Here is a 14,349-nt window from a genome sequence, read left to right as displayed (position 1 = left end):
TCGCGGTGCGGCAGCTGGCGGCTGTCCAACATAGCAAGCACCTGATGCTGCTTCGGTTCCTCAAAGAGAGGTACTCCTCCGCCCCGGAGTGTGGCGAAGCCGTGGCGGTGTTGATGCGAGCGGAACGGCGTGACGAGCGTGCCGTCGCCGATTTGTTGAGCGATCCCATGGTCGGTGCTTGGGCGGTAAGTACAACCCGGCGGATCCGCGCCGACCACAACGGGCATGCGGTGCCGCTGACCGCCGAACTCGCGCAGTTCGGGGCGCTGGCGGCAGCCGCGGCGGTCCGAGCCGGCGAGGACGCCGAGGTGCGGACGCGAGCGCTCTTCGGCACCGTCACGCTCCCGACCCTCGGCGGCGCGGTGCTGGGGTCGAACGGCCCCGCCGTCGTGACGGTCTCCGGTGGGCGGGCCAGGGTGATCGATGCCGCGACCTCCGTGACAGTTGGCGCGGACAACCCGCGGTGGCGGATCCTGCGCAGGCTGGTCGCCCACCACGGCGGCCTGACCGGGTCGCTGGCGATCGAGGACGGCAACCCGTACCGGAGCGCCTATCACGTACCCGCCGCCGGCCGGCTGCGCGTGGAGGAGGTACGCCACTGGCAGGAGTGTTTCACCGAGGCGTGGCAACTGCTCGCCCAGTGGCATCCTGAGCGCGCCGCCGAGTTGACCGCGGGGCTGCGTTCCGTGGTCCCGCTGGTGAGCCCGGGGGACGGCGTCGCCCGCAGTGGGACCGCTCGCGACTCGTTCGGCATTCTGGGTCTCACCCCGCCCACGTCCGGCGCCGATCTGGCCGTCACCCTCGTTCACGAGTTCCAGCACTCCAAACTGAGCGCACTGCTCGACGTCGCACCCCTCTACCGGCCGGACGGGGAGGAACGGCATTTCGCCCCCTGGCGCGCCGACGCCCGGCCGACGGGCGGCCTCATCCAGGGGGTCTACGCCTTTCTGGGCGTCGCGGACACGTGGCGGGCTCTGCGGTCGGCTCCTGGGCTCAAGGAGTCGGCGACGCGCGAGTTCGCAATCGTGCGGGAGCAGGTCGCGGTCGGCCTCACCGCGCTGGAGGGTTCGGCAGAGCTAACGACGAAGGGCCGGCGGTTCACCGCAGGACTACGGCAGGCGGTGGACGCGTTGAGCGCGGAAAGAGTGCCGAGGTCGGCCACGGATGTCGCCCTGAGAATCCTCGACCGGCGGCGAAACGAATGGCGCCGCGACAATCCGAATGCCTCATGAACTGAACCACGAGGCTATAGGCTCACACAAGCCGGGTGGGCGCGTGACGCCACAGGACGGACACCACCTAGGATCCTATGTCGTCGCTGCGGCTGAAAGGCATGAGCATGCATGAAGAAGAGCACTCCGCCGCAGCGGACGAGGCGTCCGCGTACCTCCTCCCTGACCTCAGCAAACAGGCGCTCGGTGAACTCTTCGCCACAGACGATTCGGCCCTCGCAGCCTGCGTCCAGCGTCTGCTGCGGGACATGAGTCGACCCGCCGAAAACTACGCCGCCCATGGCAGCACCCCAGACCCTGTCGAATTTTTGTCGGACGACTCGGCCGAGTCCGGCGTGGCGAAGACGGCTTCTCCCGACCGGCCCGATATCTTGTCCATGGAGTGATCCTCCGCCCTGGGAGACAAGACCCTGGGAAGGGGAAATGAGATGCCCTACGACAGTGGCTCGTGGGACACGTCGAGAATCCTGGACCTGCGCACAATTCGTCTCGATGTCGTTCTCAACAGCACGGACTCGGCGCTGAATTCGTGTCTGGAGCAACTGCTGACCGACATGTCTCGACCTGACGAGGTTTACGCGGCCCACAACACCACCGCGAGCAACACCACGGCGCGCAAATAGCGTTCTGGCGTGGGTCACCTAGGTCGGACTCGGCTCGATGTCGGACTCGGCGCGGTGGCCCTCGCGGGCCGCGAGGGTTTCGGGATGGTCGGCGCCCAGCACGCCGGCGAGCGCCGCCACCGCGTCGTCCAGTGATGCCTGGCCCTCGCCGCGCCTGCCGATCGCGATGGTGTCGATCGCCGCGTTCACCGCACAGGCCAGCGTGTACGGATGCGGCTGCCCCCGCGCGCGCCGCGAGATCCGCAGGGTCTGCGCGGACAGCCGCCACGCCGCCTCGGTCTCGCCGGCCAGCGCGAGGTCGTTCGCGAGGCCGCTCGCGGCGCAGAGCGTGTAGCCGTGCTCGGGGCCGAGCACCTCGCGCATCCGGGCGTAGGTGCGTTCGTCCAGGTCCCGGGCCCGCGCCCGCTCACGCACCCCGCGTAGCACGATCGCGTGGTTGACCGCCGCGGCCAGGGTCAGCGGGTGGCCCTCGCCGAAGACGAGCAGGTACCGGTCCATCGCCTCGTCCGTACGGCGGTGCGCCTCGGCCAGGTCGCCGGCCACCCGGAGCGTATTGGCATGGGTCATCGCGGCGGCGAGCGCGCGCTCGTGCTGGGGCCCGTAGCGCCGCTCGCTGTCGCGGTCGTGCTCGGCGGCGACGACCAGCGCCTCGTCGTACCGGCCGACCTTCCGCAGCGCGATCGCGAGAGTGCGGTCGGCCAGCATCACGTACGGATGCCGCGTGCCCAACTGCTGGCGAAACGGCGGCAGGATGCCCCGCAGGAGCCTCAGCGCCTCGGCGTAGCGCCCCAGGCCGTACAGGTCGCGGGCGAGATTGGCCTGGACGAAGAGCAGCCGGTTGTCGTTGTCGCCCACCACCTGCTGCCAGATCCGCGCCGCCTCGCTGTCGATCGCGTGGGCGCCGGCGAAGTCGCCGAGCAGCCGCAGGTTGACCGCGAGGTTGCTCCGGGCGTTCACCGTCTCCTCGTCCTCGTCTCCGAAGACCGCCCGGTGCCGCGCCACGTTCTCCTCGTCCAACGCCAGCGCCTCGCGGAAGAGGCCGGCGACCCGCAGGTTCGGCGCGAGCACCGACGCGGCGTACAGCGTGTGCTCGTGATCCGGACCGAACTCGGAGTTCGCCCGGAACCGTTCGAGCGCGTTCTCGGTGAGGCTCCGGGCCCGCTCGTTGAAACCCAGATGGCGCAACGTGATCGAAAGGTACAGGGAGGCGCGGAGGGTCATCTCGCCGTCCGGTCCGAGCCCCCGCACCCCCTCGACCTTCGACCACGCGTCCACCACCATCTCGCCCAGGCGCCGGCAACCCTCCAGGTCGCCGATGACGTTGAGGTAGCGGACCTGGTCGAGCACGACACGGCGGGCGTCGAGCAGCTCGGAGTCGACCAGGCCGGCCGGGCCGATGTGCGGGCCGATCTCGGCGTGGACCGGCCAGGTCGCCTCGTCCAGCGGGTACCCCGGGTTGGCCGACGCGAGCAGGTGCTGCACGTTGGCCCGGCCGCGGCGGGCGACGTCCGGCTTGAGCTCGTCCCGCAGCACCCCCTGGAAGAGCCGGTGCATCTGGATCCGCTGGTCCGGGTCGACCTTGGCCAGGCCGTAGCGGCGCAGGTCGCGGATCGCCCGGTCCCAGGCGATCTGCTCGCGAAGCGCGCGACCCAGCGCCGGCGAGACACGCGCCTCCCGGCCCCGGCGTAGCAGGCCGCCCGAGATCGGCTCCGCGCCGAGGAACGCGAACAGCTCCAGCAGCTCGGCGACCGCCGGCGCGTGCACCCGCAGCCGCCGTATCGTCAGCCGCACGACCGCGACGAGCGTGGTGCGCGGCGAGCCGGCCGCCGCCAGCTCCCGCGCGTGCTCCTCCAGCTCGGCGAGGTAGTCGCCGACCGACATGCCGGTCGCCACCTGGCAGGACACCGCCTGGTCCAGCGCGAGCGGCAGATCGCCGAGCCGGGCCGCGAGCCGGTCGGCGTCGGCCGGCGAGACGTTCTCCCGCCGCCGCCGCACCAGCTCGACGCTCTCCGGCCGGCTGAAGACGCCGACCTGGACCGGGTCCCAGACCTCCGACCACGTCTGGTTGCGGGAGGTCAGGATGACGTGGCCGCCGCGCACCGGCATCAGCCGCGCGACGTCCTCCGGCTCGTTGGCGTTGTCGTAGACCAGTAGCCAGCGCAGGGGGCTGCTGGCCAGCTCCTCCAGCACCAGGCTCGCGGTCTGCTGGAGGTCCGCGGTCTGCGGTGTGCCGAGGTGGCGCCCCAGCTCGTGCAGCGACTGCACGACCATCGACTGCTGCTCGGCGGGAATCCACCAGACGATGTCGTAGCGGTCGGCGTACCGATACGCGAACTCCGCCGCGAGCTGCGTCTTTCCGACACCGCCCGTGCCGTGCAGCGCACGCGGCAGCACCGAGGCCTTGGACCGCCGCTCCAGCGCCCGGTGCAGCGCGAGCAGGAGCGTCTCGCGACCGGTGAACGTCGGGTTGCGCGCCGGCACGCCCGCCCAGATCCGCAACCGCCCGCCGCTCCCCTGGGGCACGCCGGTCGGCTCGACAAGTGTCGACGCGTTCCGGCCAGTCACCGCGGCGGCTCCCGAATCCTCGCCCGACAAGATCCGCTCAGCCCCATTGTTCGAGACGGTTTCGGGCTCCGTCAGGCTTTGCCGCAAATCGGCCAGGACGGCGGCCCGGTCGACCCCGATGCCCTCCGCGACGGCGTCGACCCAGAGATTGATCTTCACCGCCAGGTGGCCGGAAAGCTCGGCCCCGACCCGGGCCGCGAAAGTCAACAGCGGGGGAACACCGTCCGCGCTCACCGGCATCGCGGCGATGCGGTCGACGACCGCGACGGTGTCCCGCCAGGAGAAGTCCGCCGAAAACTGCCCAGACTCGAACATGTCTCCGGCCACAGCGGTAAGGTGAGTCGGCGGCGCCGCGGCGAGCAGGCGAGCGAGAGCGTCACGAGCGGGGCTCGCGATCACAGGGTGTTGCTCGCCCGTCACCCCTCGAATTATCCCGATCGATCTTGTCTGGTTCTAGGGCCCCAGCGGGGGAATCGCTACGAGCCAAAAGGTGTAGGCATCCGCCAAGAAACGTCAGTTCTTGTCAGGCGCCGAGGAACCGCTCGGCGTTTGCGCTCAGCAGCTTGCCGCGCTGCTCGTCGGTCAGGAAGTCGGCCTTTCGGACGACCTGGCCGGCGGGGCGCTCGCCCAGCGGATAGGGATAGTCGCTGCCCACCAGCACCCGATCTTCCCCCACCACCGACACCAGCAGCCGCAGGGCGGGCTCCTCGAAGACCACACTGTCCACGTAGAACCGTCCGATGTAGTCACTCGGGGGGCGCGTGGAGCGGCCGCGCACCAGGTCGCCGCGACGGTACCAGGCGTTGTCGGCGCGCCCCAGCCAGTACGGGAAGCTGCCACCGCCGTGGGCGAAGCAGATCCGCAGGCTCTCCGGCACCTGGTCGAAGACGCCGCCGAGGATCATCGCCAGCAGCGACAGGTGGGTCTCGGCGGGCATGCCGGTCAGCCAGCGAGCCATCCACCGGTCCAGCCTCGGCCCGTCGGGCATGTCCCACGGGTGCACGAAGACCGGGGCGCCCACCTCCGCGCAGTGCCGCAGGAACTCCACCACACCCGGGTCGTCGAGGTCGCGGTCGCCGACGTGGTTGCCGATCTCGACGCCGGCGTGCCCGGCGGCCAGGCAGCGGTCGAGCTCCGCGCAGGCGGCGTCCGGGTCCTGGAGCGGCACCTGGCAGAACGGCACGAGCCGGTCGCCGCCCGCGGCCGCGCATTCCAGGACCAGGTCGTTGAAGATGCGGGCGACCTTCACCGCCTGCGCGGCCGGGCGGTCGTACGAGAAGAAGACCGGCGTCGGCGACACCACCTGCACGTCGATCCCGTCGGCGTCCATGTCGGACAGTCGGGTCGGCGCGTCCCAGCAGGACGACTGGATCGGGCGCCACTCCCGCTCGCCGACCATCAGCATGGCCGCGCGCTCGGAGTCGACGCGCAGCCAGGGCCAGCCGGTGCCACCGCACTCGGCGGCGAGGTCCGGCCAGCCCTTCGGCACGACGTGCGTGTGCACGTCGTAGACCCGCGCGTTCACCCCTTGCCCGGGTGGACGGTGCCGCACTTGCCGCAGGTGCGGGCGGCCTCGTCGGCGTAGAACGCCTGGAACACCGGCGGCAGGTCGACCACGATGTCGCGCACCTGCAGCTCGACCTCGTGGACCAGGTTGCCGCACTCGGGGCAGTACCACTGGAACTTCTCCAGCGTCCCCTCCTCGCGCACCCGCTCCACGACCAGCCCGATCGAGCCCTCCTCCGGGCGCTGCGGCGAGTGCGGCGTGTTGCCCGGCAGCACCCACATGTCGCCCTCCCTGATGTGGACGACGTCCTGCTTCAGGTCGCCGGAGGGACCGTCGGGCACCATCACGTTCAGGTGCATGTTGCCCTTGATCTGGTAGAAGAACTCCTCGTACGGGTCGACGTGGAAGTCGGTGCGCTGGTTGGGGCCACCGACCACCATCACGATGAAGTCCGCCCCCGTCGGAAACATCTGCTTGTTGCCCACGGGCGGCTTGAGCAGGTGCTGGTTTTCGGCGAGCCAGCTCGGGAAGCTCACCGGGCGCGCGACCTCGGACATGGCAACTCCCTACGGTAGAAGGGCGACGGCCTGCATCTCGATCAGCAGGTGCGGGTGCGGCAGCTGGTGCACGGCGACGGTGGTACGGGCCGGCCCGTTCTCGTCGAAGAACTCGGCGTAGACCTCGTTGTAGCCGCCGAAGTCGTTCATGTTGACCAGGTACGTGGTGACCTGGACGACGTCCGCCAGGTCGGCGCCGATGGAGCGGAGGATCTCCCGCACGTTCTCGATGACGGCGCGGGTCTGCACCCGGATGTCCACTGTGGTCGTGCCCAGCTCGTCCACTGTGGCGCCGGCGATGCTGTTGTCCGGCCGGCGGCTGGACGTGCCGGAGACGAACGCGAAGCCGCCCGCGACCTTCACGTGCGGGAAGCGGCCGCGCGGGCGGGCCATGCCGTCGACGATCACGACGCCCGCACCCCCACCGCGCCGAGCCCTTCGACGACCGCCCGGACGTAGGCGCCCTTGGCCAGCGGGACGGCGGCGGTGGCCGCGCCGGCGAGGAGCACCCAGCCGGCCTCCACCCGGCCGGCGAGGCGGAGCCCCTGGGAGACAGCCCGTCGCGGGTCGCCCAGGATCGCCGCCGTCGAGCCGATCTGGACCACCCGGCCGTCGACCTCCAGCAGCACGCCGAGGTTGTCGACGCCGTCGGGCACCGGCCGCCAGGAGCCGATCGCGTACGCGGCCGCGGAGGAGTTGTCGACGATGACGTCGGCGAGCGCGAACCGGAAGTCGGCGTACCGCGAGTCGATGACCTCCAGCGCCGGCGCGACCGCCGTGGCGTTGCCCGCCGCGTCGAGCAGGAACGCCACCTCCGGCTCGATCCGGGGGTGGATGAGGCGGGAGGTGTCCACCGTGGAGCCGTCGGCGACCGTCATGCCGTCGGTGAGGCGGCCCCAGATCACCTCGTCGACGCCGACCTGCGCCATCTTCGCGCGGCTGGTGAGGCCGAGCTTGATGCCGACGAGCCGTTCGCCGCGGGCCAGCCGCCGCGCGACGAGCTGCTCCTGCACCGTGTACGCCGCGGCCGCGTCGAGCCCCGCGCGCGAGGCGATCTGCGGGATCGGGGTCGCCGTCAGCGCCGCCGTGTCGAGCCGCTCGGCGAGTTCCGCGGTCATCGCGCGCCCTCCTTCACCAGGTCGAGCGCGACGTCCACGATCATGTCCTCCTGCCCGCCGACCATGCGGCGGCGGCCGAGCTCGACCAGGATCGCGCGGACGTCGACGCCGTACCGGTCGGCGGCCGCCTCGGCGTGGCGCAGGAAGCTGGAGTACACGCCGGCGTACCCGAGCGAGAGGGTCTCCCGGTCGACCCGCACCGGCCGGTCCTGCAGCGGCCGGACGAGGTCGTCGGCGGCGTCCATCAGCGCGAAGACGTCGCAGCCGTGCGGCCAGCCCATCAGGTCGGCGGTCGCGGTGAAGACCTCCAGCGGCGCGTTGCCGGCGCCGGCGCCGTGCCCGGCCAGCGCGGCGTCCACCCGTTCCGCGCCGTGCTCGACGGCGACGACCGAGTTGGCAACGCCGAGCGAGAGGTTGTGGTGGGCGTGGATGCCGACCCGCGTGTCGGCGTCGAGCACCTGCCGGTACGCGTCCACGCGCTCGGCCACGTCGCGCATCAGCAGCCGGCCGCCGGAGTCGGTCACGTAGACGCAGTGGGCGCCGTACGACTCCATCAGCTTGGCCTGCGCGGCGAGGCCGGACGGGTCGTTCATGTGCGACATCATCAGGAACCCGGCGACGTCCATGCCGTTCTCCCGGGCCCAGCCGATGTGCTGGGCGGCGATGTCCGCCTCGGTGCAGTGGGTGGCGATGCGCACGCTGGCCACCCCGAGGTCGCGAGCGGCGCGCAGGTCGTCGATCGTGCCGATGCCGGGCAGCAGCAGGGTGGTGAGCGTGGCCCGCTGGACCACCTCGGCGGCCGCGGCGATCCACTCGGCGTCGGTGTGCGCGCCGCGCCCGTAGTTGATGCTCGACCCGGCGAGCCCGTCGCCGTGCGCCACCTCGATCGCGGCGACACCGGCGGCGTCGAGCGCGGCCGCGATCCGGCGCACCTGGTCCACGGTGAACCTGTGCCGCGACGCGTGCATGCCGTCCCGCAGCGTCACGTCCTGCACGTACAGCCTCATGCCGGCACCTCCGCGCGGAGGGCCACCATGCGCTCGGCGGTACGCAGGGCCGCCGACGTCATGATGTCCAGGTTTCCGGCGTACGCGGGCAGGTAGTGGCCGGCCCCCGACACCTCCAGGAAGACCGTCACCTGTAGACCGTCCACGGTGGAAGCGAACTGCACGTCCTGCTTGAGCCGGTAGCCGGGCACGTACTGCTGGACGCCCGCCACCATCTCCCCCACCGACGCGGCGATCCGCTCCCGGTCGGCGCCGGTGTCCGGGCAGAGGCAGTAGACGGTGTCCCGCATCAGCATCGGCGGCTCGGCCGGGTTGAGCACGATGATGGCCTTGCCGCGGCCGGCCCCGCCGACCACCTCCAGGGCCCGCGCGGTGGTGACGGTGAACTCGTCGATGTTCGCCCGGGTGCCGGGGCCGGCCGAGCGGGACGAGATGGCCGCGACGATCTCCGCGTATGCCACCGGCGTCACGGCGGCGACCGCGGCGACGATCGGCACCGTGGCCTGGCCGCCGCAGGTGACCATGTTGACGTTCGGCTCGTGGAGGTGCTGGTCGAGGTTGACCGGCGGCACCACGTACGGGCCGACGGCGGCCGGCGTGAGGTCGACGACGAGCCGACCGTGCTCGCCCAGCACCTCGGCGTGGCGGTGGTGCGCGCCGGCCGAGGTGGCGTCGAGCACGATGCCGACGTCGGCGAACTCGGGCATCGCGACCAGCCCGTCGACGCCGCCGGCCGTGGTGGCGACGCCGAGCCGCCCGGCCCGCGCGAGGCCGTCCGACGCCGGGTCGATGCCGGCCATCGCGACCATCCGCAGCGACGACGAGAGCCGCAGCACCTTGATCATCAGGTCGGTGCCGATGTTGCCCGACCCGATCACCGCCACACCCGTTGCCATCACACCGCCTCCTTGCCGAAGCACACCCGCACCGAGCCCAGTCCCGAGATCCGCGCCTCGTACGCGGCGCCGGGCGTGACCGAGACCATCGGGCCGAGCGCGCCGGAGAGCACCACGTCGCCGGCGCGCAGCGGCTGCCCGGCCGTGGCGAGGGTGGCCGCGAGCCAGGCCACCGCGTGCAGCGGATTGCCGAGGCAGGCGGCGCCGGCGCCGACCGACACCGGTTCCCCGGCGTGCTCCACGACCGCGCCGCAGAGCCGCAGGTCCACGTCGGACAGCCGGACCGGGCGGGTGCCGAGCACGAAGAGCCCGCTGGAGGCGTTGTCGGCGACGGTGTCCACGATGGAGATGTCCCAGCCGGCGACCCGGGAGTCGACCACCTCGATGGCGGGCAGCAGGTGGTCGGTCGCCCGGATCACGTCCACAGTGGTCACCTGGGGCTCGGGCAGGTCGGCGCCGAGCACGAACGCCACCTCCGCCTCCACCCGCGGCTGCAGCAGCCGGTCGAGGGCGATCTCGGCGCCGTCCGGCACGGCGGCGTCGGCCATCAGCACGCCGAAGTCGGGCTGGAAGACGCCGAACGCCTCCTGCACCGCCCGCGCGGTCAGGCCGATCTTCGCGCCGACCTGGCGGCGGCCGGCCGCGAGCCAGGCGTCGACCTGCTCGCGCTGCACGGCGTACGCGGCGTCGACGTCGCCCTCGGGGATGTGCGTCCCGCGCAGCGGCGGGCACGGCACCCCGGTCCGGTAGGCCTCGGTGAGCAGCGCCGCGGCGTTCACGACAGGTCCACGCAGACGTTGGTGAGCTCGGAGTAGAAGGCGAGCGAGTGGACGCCGCCCTCGCGCCCGACGCCGGACGCCTTCACGCCGCCGAACGGGGTGCGCAGGTCGCGCAGGAACCACGTGTTGACCCAGACGATCCCCGCGTCGAGGCCGGCGCCGGCGCGGTGCGCCCGCCCGACGTCCCGGGTCCAGACGGTGGCCGCCAGGCCGTAGTCGCTCTCGTTGGCCAGCGCGAACGCCTCCTCCTCGGTGTCGAACGGGGCCACGTGGCAGACCGGCCCGAAGATCTCCTCGCGGTTGGTGCGGTCGGCGTTGGAGAGTCCGGTGAGGACGGTCGGCTGGACGTACGCGCCGCCGTCGCGGGCGTCGCCGAGCACCGGCACCCCGCCACCGGCCACGACCGAGGCGCCCTCGGCGCGGGCCAGGTCGTAGTAGCCGAGCACCTTCTCCCGGTGCTGGCGGGAGATGAGCGGCATCGTGCCGGTGTCCTCGTCGGACGGCCAGCCGAACGGCAGGGCGGCGGCCCGCTTGCCGAGCCGCTCCACGAACTCGTCGTACACCGGCCGCTGCACGTACAGCCGCTCGGTGCACAGGCACACCTGGCCGCCGTTGGTGAAGCTGGAGCGGACCGAGCCGTCGACGGCCGCGTCGAGGTCGGCGTCGGCGAAGACGAGCCCGGCGTTCTTGCCGCCCAGCTCGAACGAGACCGCCTTCACCCCGTCGGCCGCGGCCCGCATGATGGCACTGCCGGTGGCCGACTCCCCGGTGAACGTGATCGCGTCCACCCCTGAGTGGCGGGTCAGGAACTCGCCGGCCGAGTCCGGGCCGAAGCCGTGTACCAGGTTGAAGACGCCGTCGGGGACGCCGGCCACGGCCATCACCTCGGCCAGCAGTGTCGCGGAGGCCGGGGTCTCCTCGGAGGGCTTGACCACGACCGCGTTGCCGCAGGCGAGCGCCGGCGCCACCTTCCAGGTGAGCAGCAGCAGCGGCAGGTTCCACGGGACGATGACGGCGACGACGCCGGCCGGCTTGCGCACGGCGTAGTTGAGCGCCCGGCCGCCGCCGGGCGTGACGGTGGTGAACGACTCGGTGGGCGCCGCGGAGACGATGTCGGCGAAGGCCCGGAAGTTCGCGGCGCCGCGCGGCACGTCGAGCGTGCGGGCCTGGCTCATCGGCTTGCCGGTGTCGGCGACCTCGGCGGTGACCAGGTCGTCGAAGCGCCGGTCGAGCTCGTCGGCGATCCGGCGCAGCACCGCCGCCCGCTCCCGCTCGCCGAGCCGGCCCCACGGCCCGCGCAGCGCGGCCCGGGCGGCGGTGACCGCGGCGTCCACCGTGGACCGGTCGGCCTCGGCCACCTCGAAGACCTGCTCGCCGGTGACCGGGGAGAGCTTGGCGAACCTGCGCCCGGCCGGCTCGAACCGCCCGCCCACGAAGTTGCGCAGCAGCCCCGGCTCGCCCACCGGAGCACCGGTCGTCGCCAGCCGCGGGTCCCACAGCGTCACGCGCTCCACCTCCTCAGGCCCGCGGCGACCAGACCGGCGCCGACCACCGCCACGGCCGCCGCGACGGCGCGGTGCTGCCACTGGACCCGGCGGCGCACCCGCGCGTACGGGGTGCTGGAGAACGAGACCAGCTCGTACCGGGAGACGTAGCGGCCGGGCAGCGCGCGTTCCAGGGCGTGCTCGACCCGCTTGCCGAGGCGGAACACCGGGGAGGCGACCTTGTCGCGCATCTCCACGAAGTTCGCCAGGGCCATCTCCGCGATCGCGGCGGTGTCGTCGCGCCGCCGCTCGTGGAAGAGGGGCAGCGCGGCGCCCCATTCGTCGCCGGTTTCCTCCAGGCAGCGGTCCAGCTCGACCACGTCCTCGAACGCGCAGTTGGCGCCCTGCCCGTAGAACGGGACGATCGCGTGCGCGGCGTCGCCGATCAGCCCGACCCGGCCGTGCGCGTGCCACGGGTCGCAGCGGACGGTGCCGAGCAGCCCGACCGGGTTGTGCTGGTAGTCGTCGACGAGGTCGGGCGCGAGCGGCACCAGGTCGGGGTAGTGGGTGGCGAAGTGCCGCCCGATCGCCGCCGGGCTGCTCAGCGACGCGAAGCTGCGGGTGCCGCCGTGGGGCCAGAAGAGCGTGCAGGTGAACGAGTGGTCCGGGTTGGGCAGCGCGATCATCATCGAGGTGCCGCGCGGCCAGATGTGCAGCGCACCCGGGTCGAGGGCGAAGTCGCCGCCGGCCGGCGGGACGGTCAGCTCCTTGTACCCGTAGTCGAGGAAGTCGAGCGACTCGGTGAGCAGGTCGTGGGCGAGCAGCTGGCCGCGGACCGCGGAGCCGGCCCCGTCCGCGCCGAGCACCACGTCCGCCGCCGCCCGCACCTCGCCGGAGGCGGTCTCGAACGCCATCTCGCCGGTCGCCGGATCCAGCCCGACGAGCTTGTGGCCGAAGACGATCCGTACGCCGGGTGCCTTTTCGGCGGCGTCGAGCAGCGCGTTGTTGAGGGCGCCGCGGCTGATCGAGTTGATCGCCCGCTGGCCGTCCACACTGTACGGCTGGAAGTCCAGCTCCCCCTCGACCGGGTGGATCATCCGGCCGCGCATCGGGAGCGCGTCGACCATCACCTGGTCGGCGAGGCCGATCCGGCGCAGCGCGTTGAGCCCGCGCTCGGAGAGCGCCAGGTTGATGGAGCGGCCCCGCTCGGGCTGGCTCGCGCGCGGGTCGGGGCGCCGCTCGTAGACGGTGACCTCGTATCCGCGGCGGGCCAGGAAGCACGCCAGCAGGCAGCCGCACAGGCCGGCACCGACGACCGCCACCTCGGCGTCCATGGTGGACTCGGTCACGTCACACCTCCTTGACCGTCGCGGCCAGCGCCCGCGCCGCGCGCCAGCAGTCGTGGTACGTGGAATAGAGCGGCACCGGCGCGAACCGCACGACGTCCGGCTCCCGCGCGTCCGCGATGACGCCGTGCTCGTGCCGCAGGCGGCGGGTGACGTCGCCGGCGTCGCCGGAGCCGATCCGCACCGAGAGCTGGCTGCCGTGCCGCTCCGGCTCGCGCGGCGTGACCACCTCCAGGGGGCGGCCGGGCGTCACCTCGTCGAGCAGCTCGCGCAGGTACCCGGTCAGCCGCAGGCTGCGGGCGCGCAGCGCGTCCATGCCGATCCGGTCGAACATCTCCAGCGACGTACGCACCGGGCCCATCGAGAAGATCGGCGGGTTGGAGACCTGCCAGGCGTCCACTGTGGCCGGTGGCCGGGCGACCGGGGCCATCTCGAAGCGGGTGGCCGGCTCGGTGCTCCACCAGCCCTCGAAGCGCGGCAGCGACCGGTCGGCCAGGTGCCGCTCGTGCACGAACGCGCCGGCGAGCGCGCCCGGCCCGCCGTTGAGGTACTTGTACGAGCACCAGGCGGCGAAGTCGACGCCCCAGTCGTGCAGGCGCAGCGGCACGTTCCCGGCGGCGTGCGCGAGGTCCCAGCCGACGACGGCACCGGCGGCCTGCCCGGCCCGGGTGATCGCGGGGATGTCCAGCAGCTCGCCGGTCAGGTAGTTGACGCCGCCGAGCAGCACCAGCGCCACCCGTCCGCCGTGCTCCCGCAGGTACTCGAAGACCTCCTGGCTACCCGCGAGGCGTACCACTGTCGTGTTTGGATCGAGGCCGTGGAAACGGGCCTGGCTCCGCACCGCGTAGCTGTCGGAGGGGAAGGCTGTGTCTTCGATCAGGATCTGGGTCCTACCGCCCGCCGGGCGGTAGAAGGAGACCATCAGCAGGTGGAGGTTGACGGTCAGCGAGTTCATCACGACCGCCTCGCTGGGCAGCGCGCCGACGAGCCGGGCGGCCCGCTCGGTCAGCAGCTCGTGGTACGGCAGCCACGGCCGGCCGGCCTCCAGGTGCCCCTCCACGCCCAGCCGGGCCCAGTCGTCGAGGTCCGCCAGCAGCTCGGGCACGGTCGCCCTGGGTTGCAGGCCCAGCGAGTTGCCCGCGAAGTAGGCCACCCCCGGCGGGATGTGGAACAGCTCGCGGTGCCCGGGATCGGCCTCGTCACGCCGCCGGGCGTCGTCCTCGGTGAGGGTCACG

Annotated in this window: 14 protein-coding genes; 3 read left to right on the top strand and 11 right to left on the bottom strand. The window is 72.5% G+C overall.

The genetic code is table 11. The features are described 5' to 3' along the window. Positions 1–5 precede the first annotated feature (5 nt). The 3 genes from RB614_RS10315 to RB614_RS10305 all read left to right on the top strand — a co-directional run bounded on the left by RB614_RS10315 (position 6) and on the right by RB614_RS10305 (position 1,855). Complete coding sequence (locus RB614_RS10315; RefSeq protein ID WP_308712182.1) at positions 6–1,232, top strand: HEXXH motif domain-containing protein; 1,227 nt, start codon at positions 6–8, stop codon at positions 1,230–1,232. A 77-nt stretch (positions 1,233–1,309) separates the two neighbouring features. Further along, positions 1,310–1,618 (top strand): hypothetical protein, encoded by a 309-nt coding sequence (locus RB614_RS10310; RefSeq protein WP_308712181.1) that lies wholly within the window; start codon positions 1,310–1,312, stop codon positions 1,616–1,618. Between the two features lie 42 nt (positions 1,619–1,660). After that, complete coding sequence (locus tag RB614_RS10305) at positions 1,661–1,855, top strand: hypothetical protein (protein ID WP_308712180.1); 195 nt, start codon at positions 1,661–1,663, stop codon at positions 1,853–1,855. 18 nt (positions 1,856–1,873) lie between these two features. On the opposite strand, the gene fxsT is transcribed toward RB614_RS10305, so the two are convergent. From fxsT to kynU, 11 genes are all read right to left on the bottom strand, one after another. Then, the gene (gene fxsT / locus RB614_RS10300; RefSeq protein ID WP_308712357.1) at positions 1,874–4,819 is read right to left on the bottom strand and encodes an FxSxx-COOH system tetratricopeptide repeat protein; all 2,946 of its coding nucleotides are present in this window, start codon (positions 4,817–4,819) and stop codon (positions 1,874–1,876) included. Positions 4,820–4,943: 124 nt separating this feature from the next. Then, positions 4,944–5,972, bottom strand: coding sequence for an amidohydrolase family protein (locus RB614_RS10295; protein WP_308712179.1), 1,029 nt, complete (start codon positions 5,970–5,972; stop codon positions 4,944–4,946). Beyond that, positions 5,942–6,484 (bottom strand): 3-hydroxyanthranilate 3,4-dioxygenase, encoded by a 543-nt coding sequence (locus tag RB614_RS10290; protein ID WP_308712178.1) that lies wholly within the window; start codon positions 6,482–6,484, stop codon positions 5,942–5,944. Before RB614_RS10290 ends, RB614_RS10295 begins: the two co-directional genes overlap by 31 nt. A 9-nt stretch (positions 6,485–6,493) precedes the next feature. Then, positions 6,494–6,877, bottom strand: coding sequence for a RidA family protein (locus tag RB614_RS10285; RefSeq protein WP_308712356.1), 384 nt, complete (start codon positions 6,875–6,877; stop codon positions 6,494–6,496). An 11-nt stretch (positions 6,878–6,888) separates the two neighbouring features. Next, positions 6,889–7,602, bottom strand: coding sequence for a 2-keto-4-pentenoate hydratase (locus tag RB614_RS10280; RefSeq protein WP_308712177.1), 714 nt, complete (start codon positions 7,600–7,602; stop codon positions 6,889–6,891). Beyond that, a complete protein-coding gene (gene dmpG, locus RB614_RS10275; protein ID WP_308712176.1) occupies positions 7,599–8,609 on the bottom strand; it encodes a 4-hydroxy-2-oxovalerate aldolase in 1,011 nt (336 codons plus the stop codon). The genes RB614_RS10280 and dmpG overlap by 4 nt, the downstream gene beginning before the upstream one ends. Next, on the bottom strand, positions 8,606–9,505 hold the full coding sequence (locus tag RB614_RS10270; protein ID WP_308712175.1) for an acetaldehyde dehydrogenase (acetylating): 900 nt from the start codon (positions 9,503–9,505) through the stop codon (positions 8,606–8,608). The genes dmpG and RB614_RS10270 overlap by 4 nt, the downstream gene beginning before the upstream one ends. Continuing rightward, positions 9,505–10,284 (bottom strand): 2-keto-4-pentenoate hydratase, encoded by a 780-nt coding sequence (locus RB614_RS10265; protein ID WP_308712174.1) that lies wholly within the window; start codon positions 10,282–10,284, stop codon positions 9,505–9,507. The genes RB614_RS10270 and RB614_RS10265 overlap by 1 nt, the downstream gene beginning before the upstream one ends. Then, complete coding sequence (locus RB614_RS10260; RefSeq protein ID WP_308712173.1) at positions 10,281–11,789, bottom strand: 2-hydroxymuconic semialdehyde dehydrogenase; 1,509 nt, start codon at positions 11,787–11,789, stop codon at positions 10,281–10,283. Before RB614_RS10260 ends, RB614_RS10265 begins: the two co-directional genes overlap by 4 nt. Beyond that, complete coding sequence (locus RB614_RS10255) at positions 11,786–13,102, bottom strand: FAD-dependent oxidoreductase (protein ID WP_308712355.1); 1,317 nt, start codon at positions 13,100–13,102, stop codon at positions 11,786–11,788. The genes RB614_RS10260 and RB614_RS10255 overlap by 4 nt, the downstream gene beginning before the upstream one ends. 16 nt (positions 13,103–13,118) lie before the next feature. Beyond that, entirely contained in the window at positions 13,119–14,348 is a 1,230-nt protein-coding gene (gene kynU / locus RB614_RS10250; RefSeq protein ID WP_308712172.1) for a kynureninase, read from the bottom strand. Between the last annotated feature and the right edge of the window lies 1 nt (position 14,349).

It is taken from the genome of Phytohabitans maris, from assembly GCF_031085175.1.
In the GTDB taxonomy this organism is placed as follows: Bacteria; Actinomycetota; Actinomycetes; order Mycobacteriales; family Micromonosporaceae; genus Phytohabitans; species Phytohabitans maris.
The sequence above is the reverse complement of the archived record's forward strand: the minus strand, read 5'-3'. Positions and strand labels throughout refer to the sequence as shown.

What these genes read in the sequence shown, in the direction of transcription:
- RB614_RS10310 (WP_308712181.1), top strand. Translation starts at nt 1,310, where the DNA reads ATGTCGTCGCTGCGGCTGAAAGGCATGAGCATGCATGAAGAAGAGCAC.
- RB614_RS10305 (WP_308712180.1), top strand. Translation starts at nt 1,661, where the DNA reads ATGCCCTACGACAGTGGCTCGTGGGACACGTCGAGAATCCTGGACCTG.
- RB614_RS10290 (WP_308712178.1), bottom strand. Translation starts at nt 6,484, where the DNA reads ATGTCCGAGGTCGCGCGCCCGGTGAGCTTCCCGAGCTGGCTCGCCGAA.
- RB614_RS10285 (WP_308712356.1), bottom strand. Translation starts at nt 6,877, where the DNA reads ATGGCCCGCCCGCGCGGCCGCTTCCCGCACGTGAAGGTCGCGGGCGGC.
- RB614_RS10280 (WP_308712177.1), bottom strand. Translation starts at nt 7,602, where the DNA reads ATGACCGCGGAACTCGCCGAGCGGCTCGACACGGCGGCGCTGACGGCG.
- dmpG (WP_308712176.1), bottom strand. Translation starts at nt 8,609, where the DNA reads ATGAGGCTGTACGTGCAGGACGTGACGCTGCGGGACGGCATGCACGCG.
- RB614_RS10270 (WP_308712175.1), bottom strand. Translation starts at nt 9,505, where the DNA reads ATGGCAACGGGTGTGGCGGTGATCGGGTCGGGCAACATCGGCACCGAC.
- RB614_RS10255 (WP_308712355.1), bottom strand. Translation starts at nt 13,102, where the DNA reads ATGGACGCCGAGGTGGCGGTCGTCGGTGCCGGCCTGTGCGGCTGCCTG.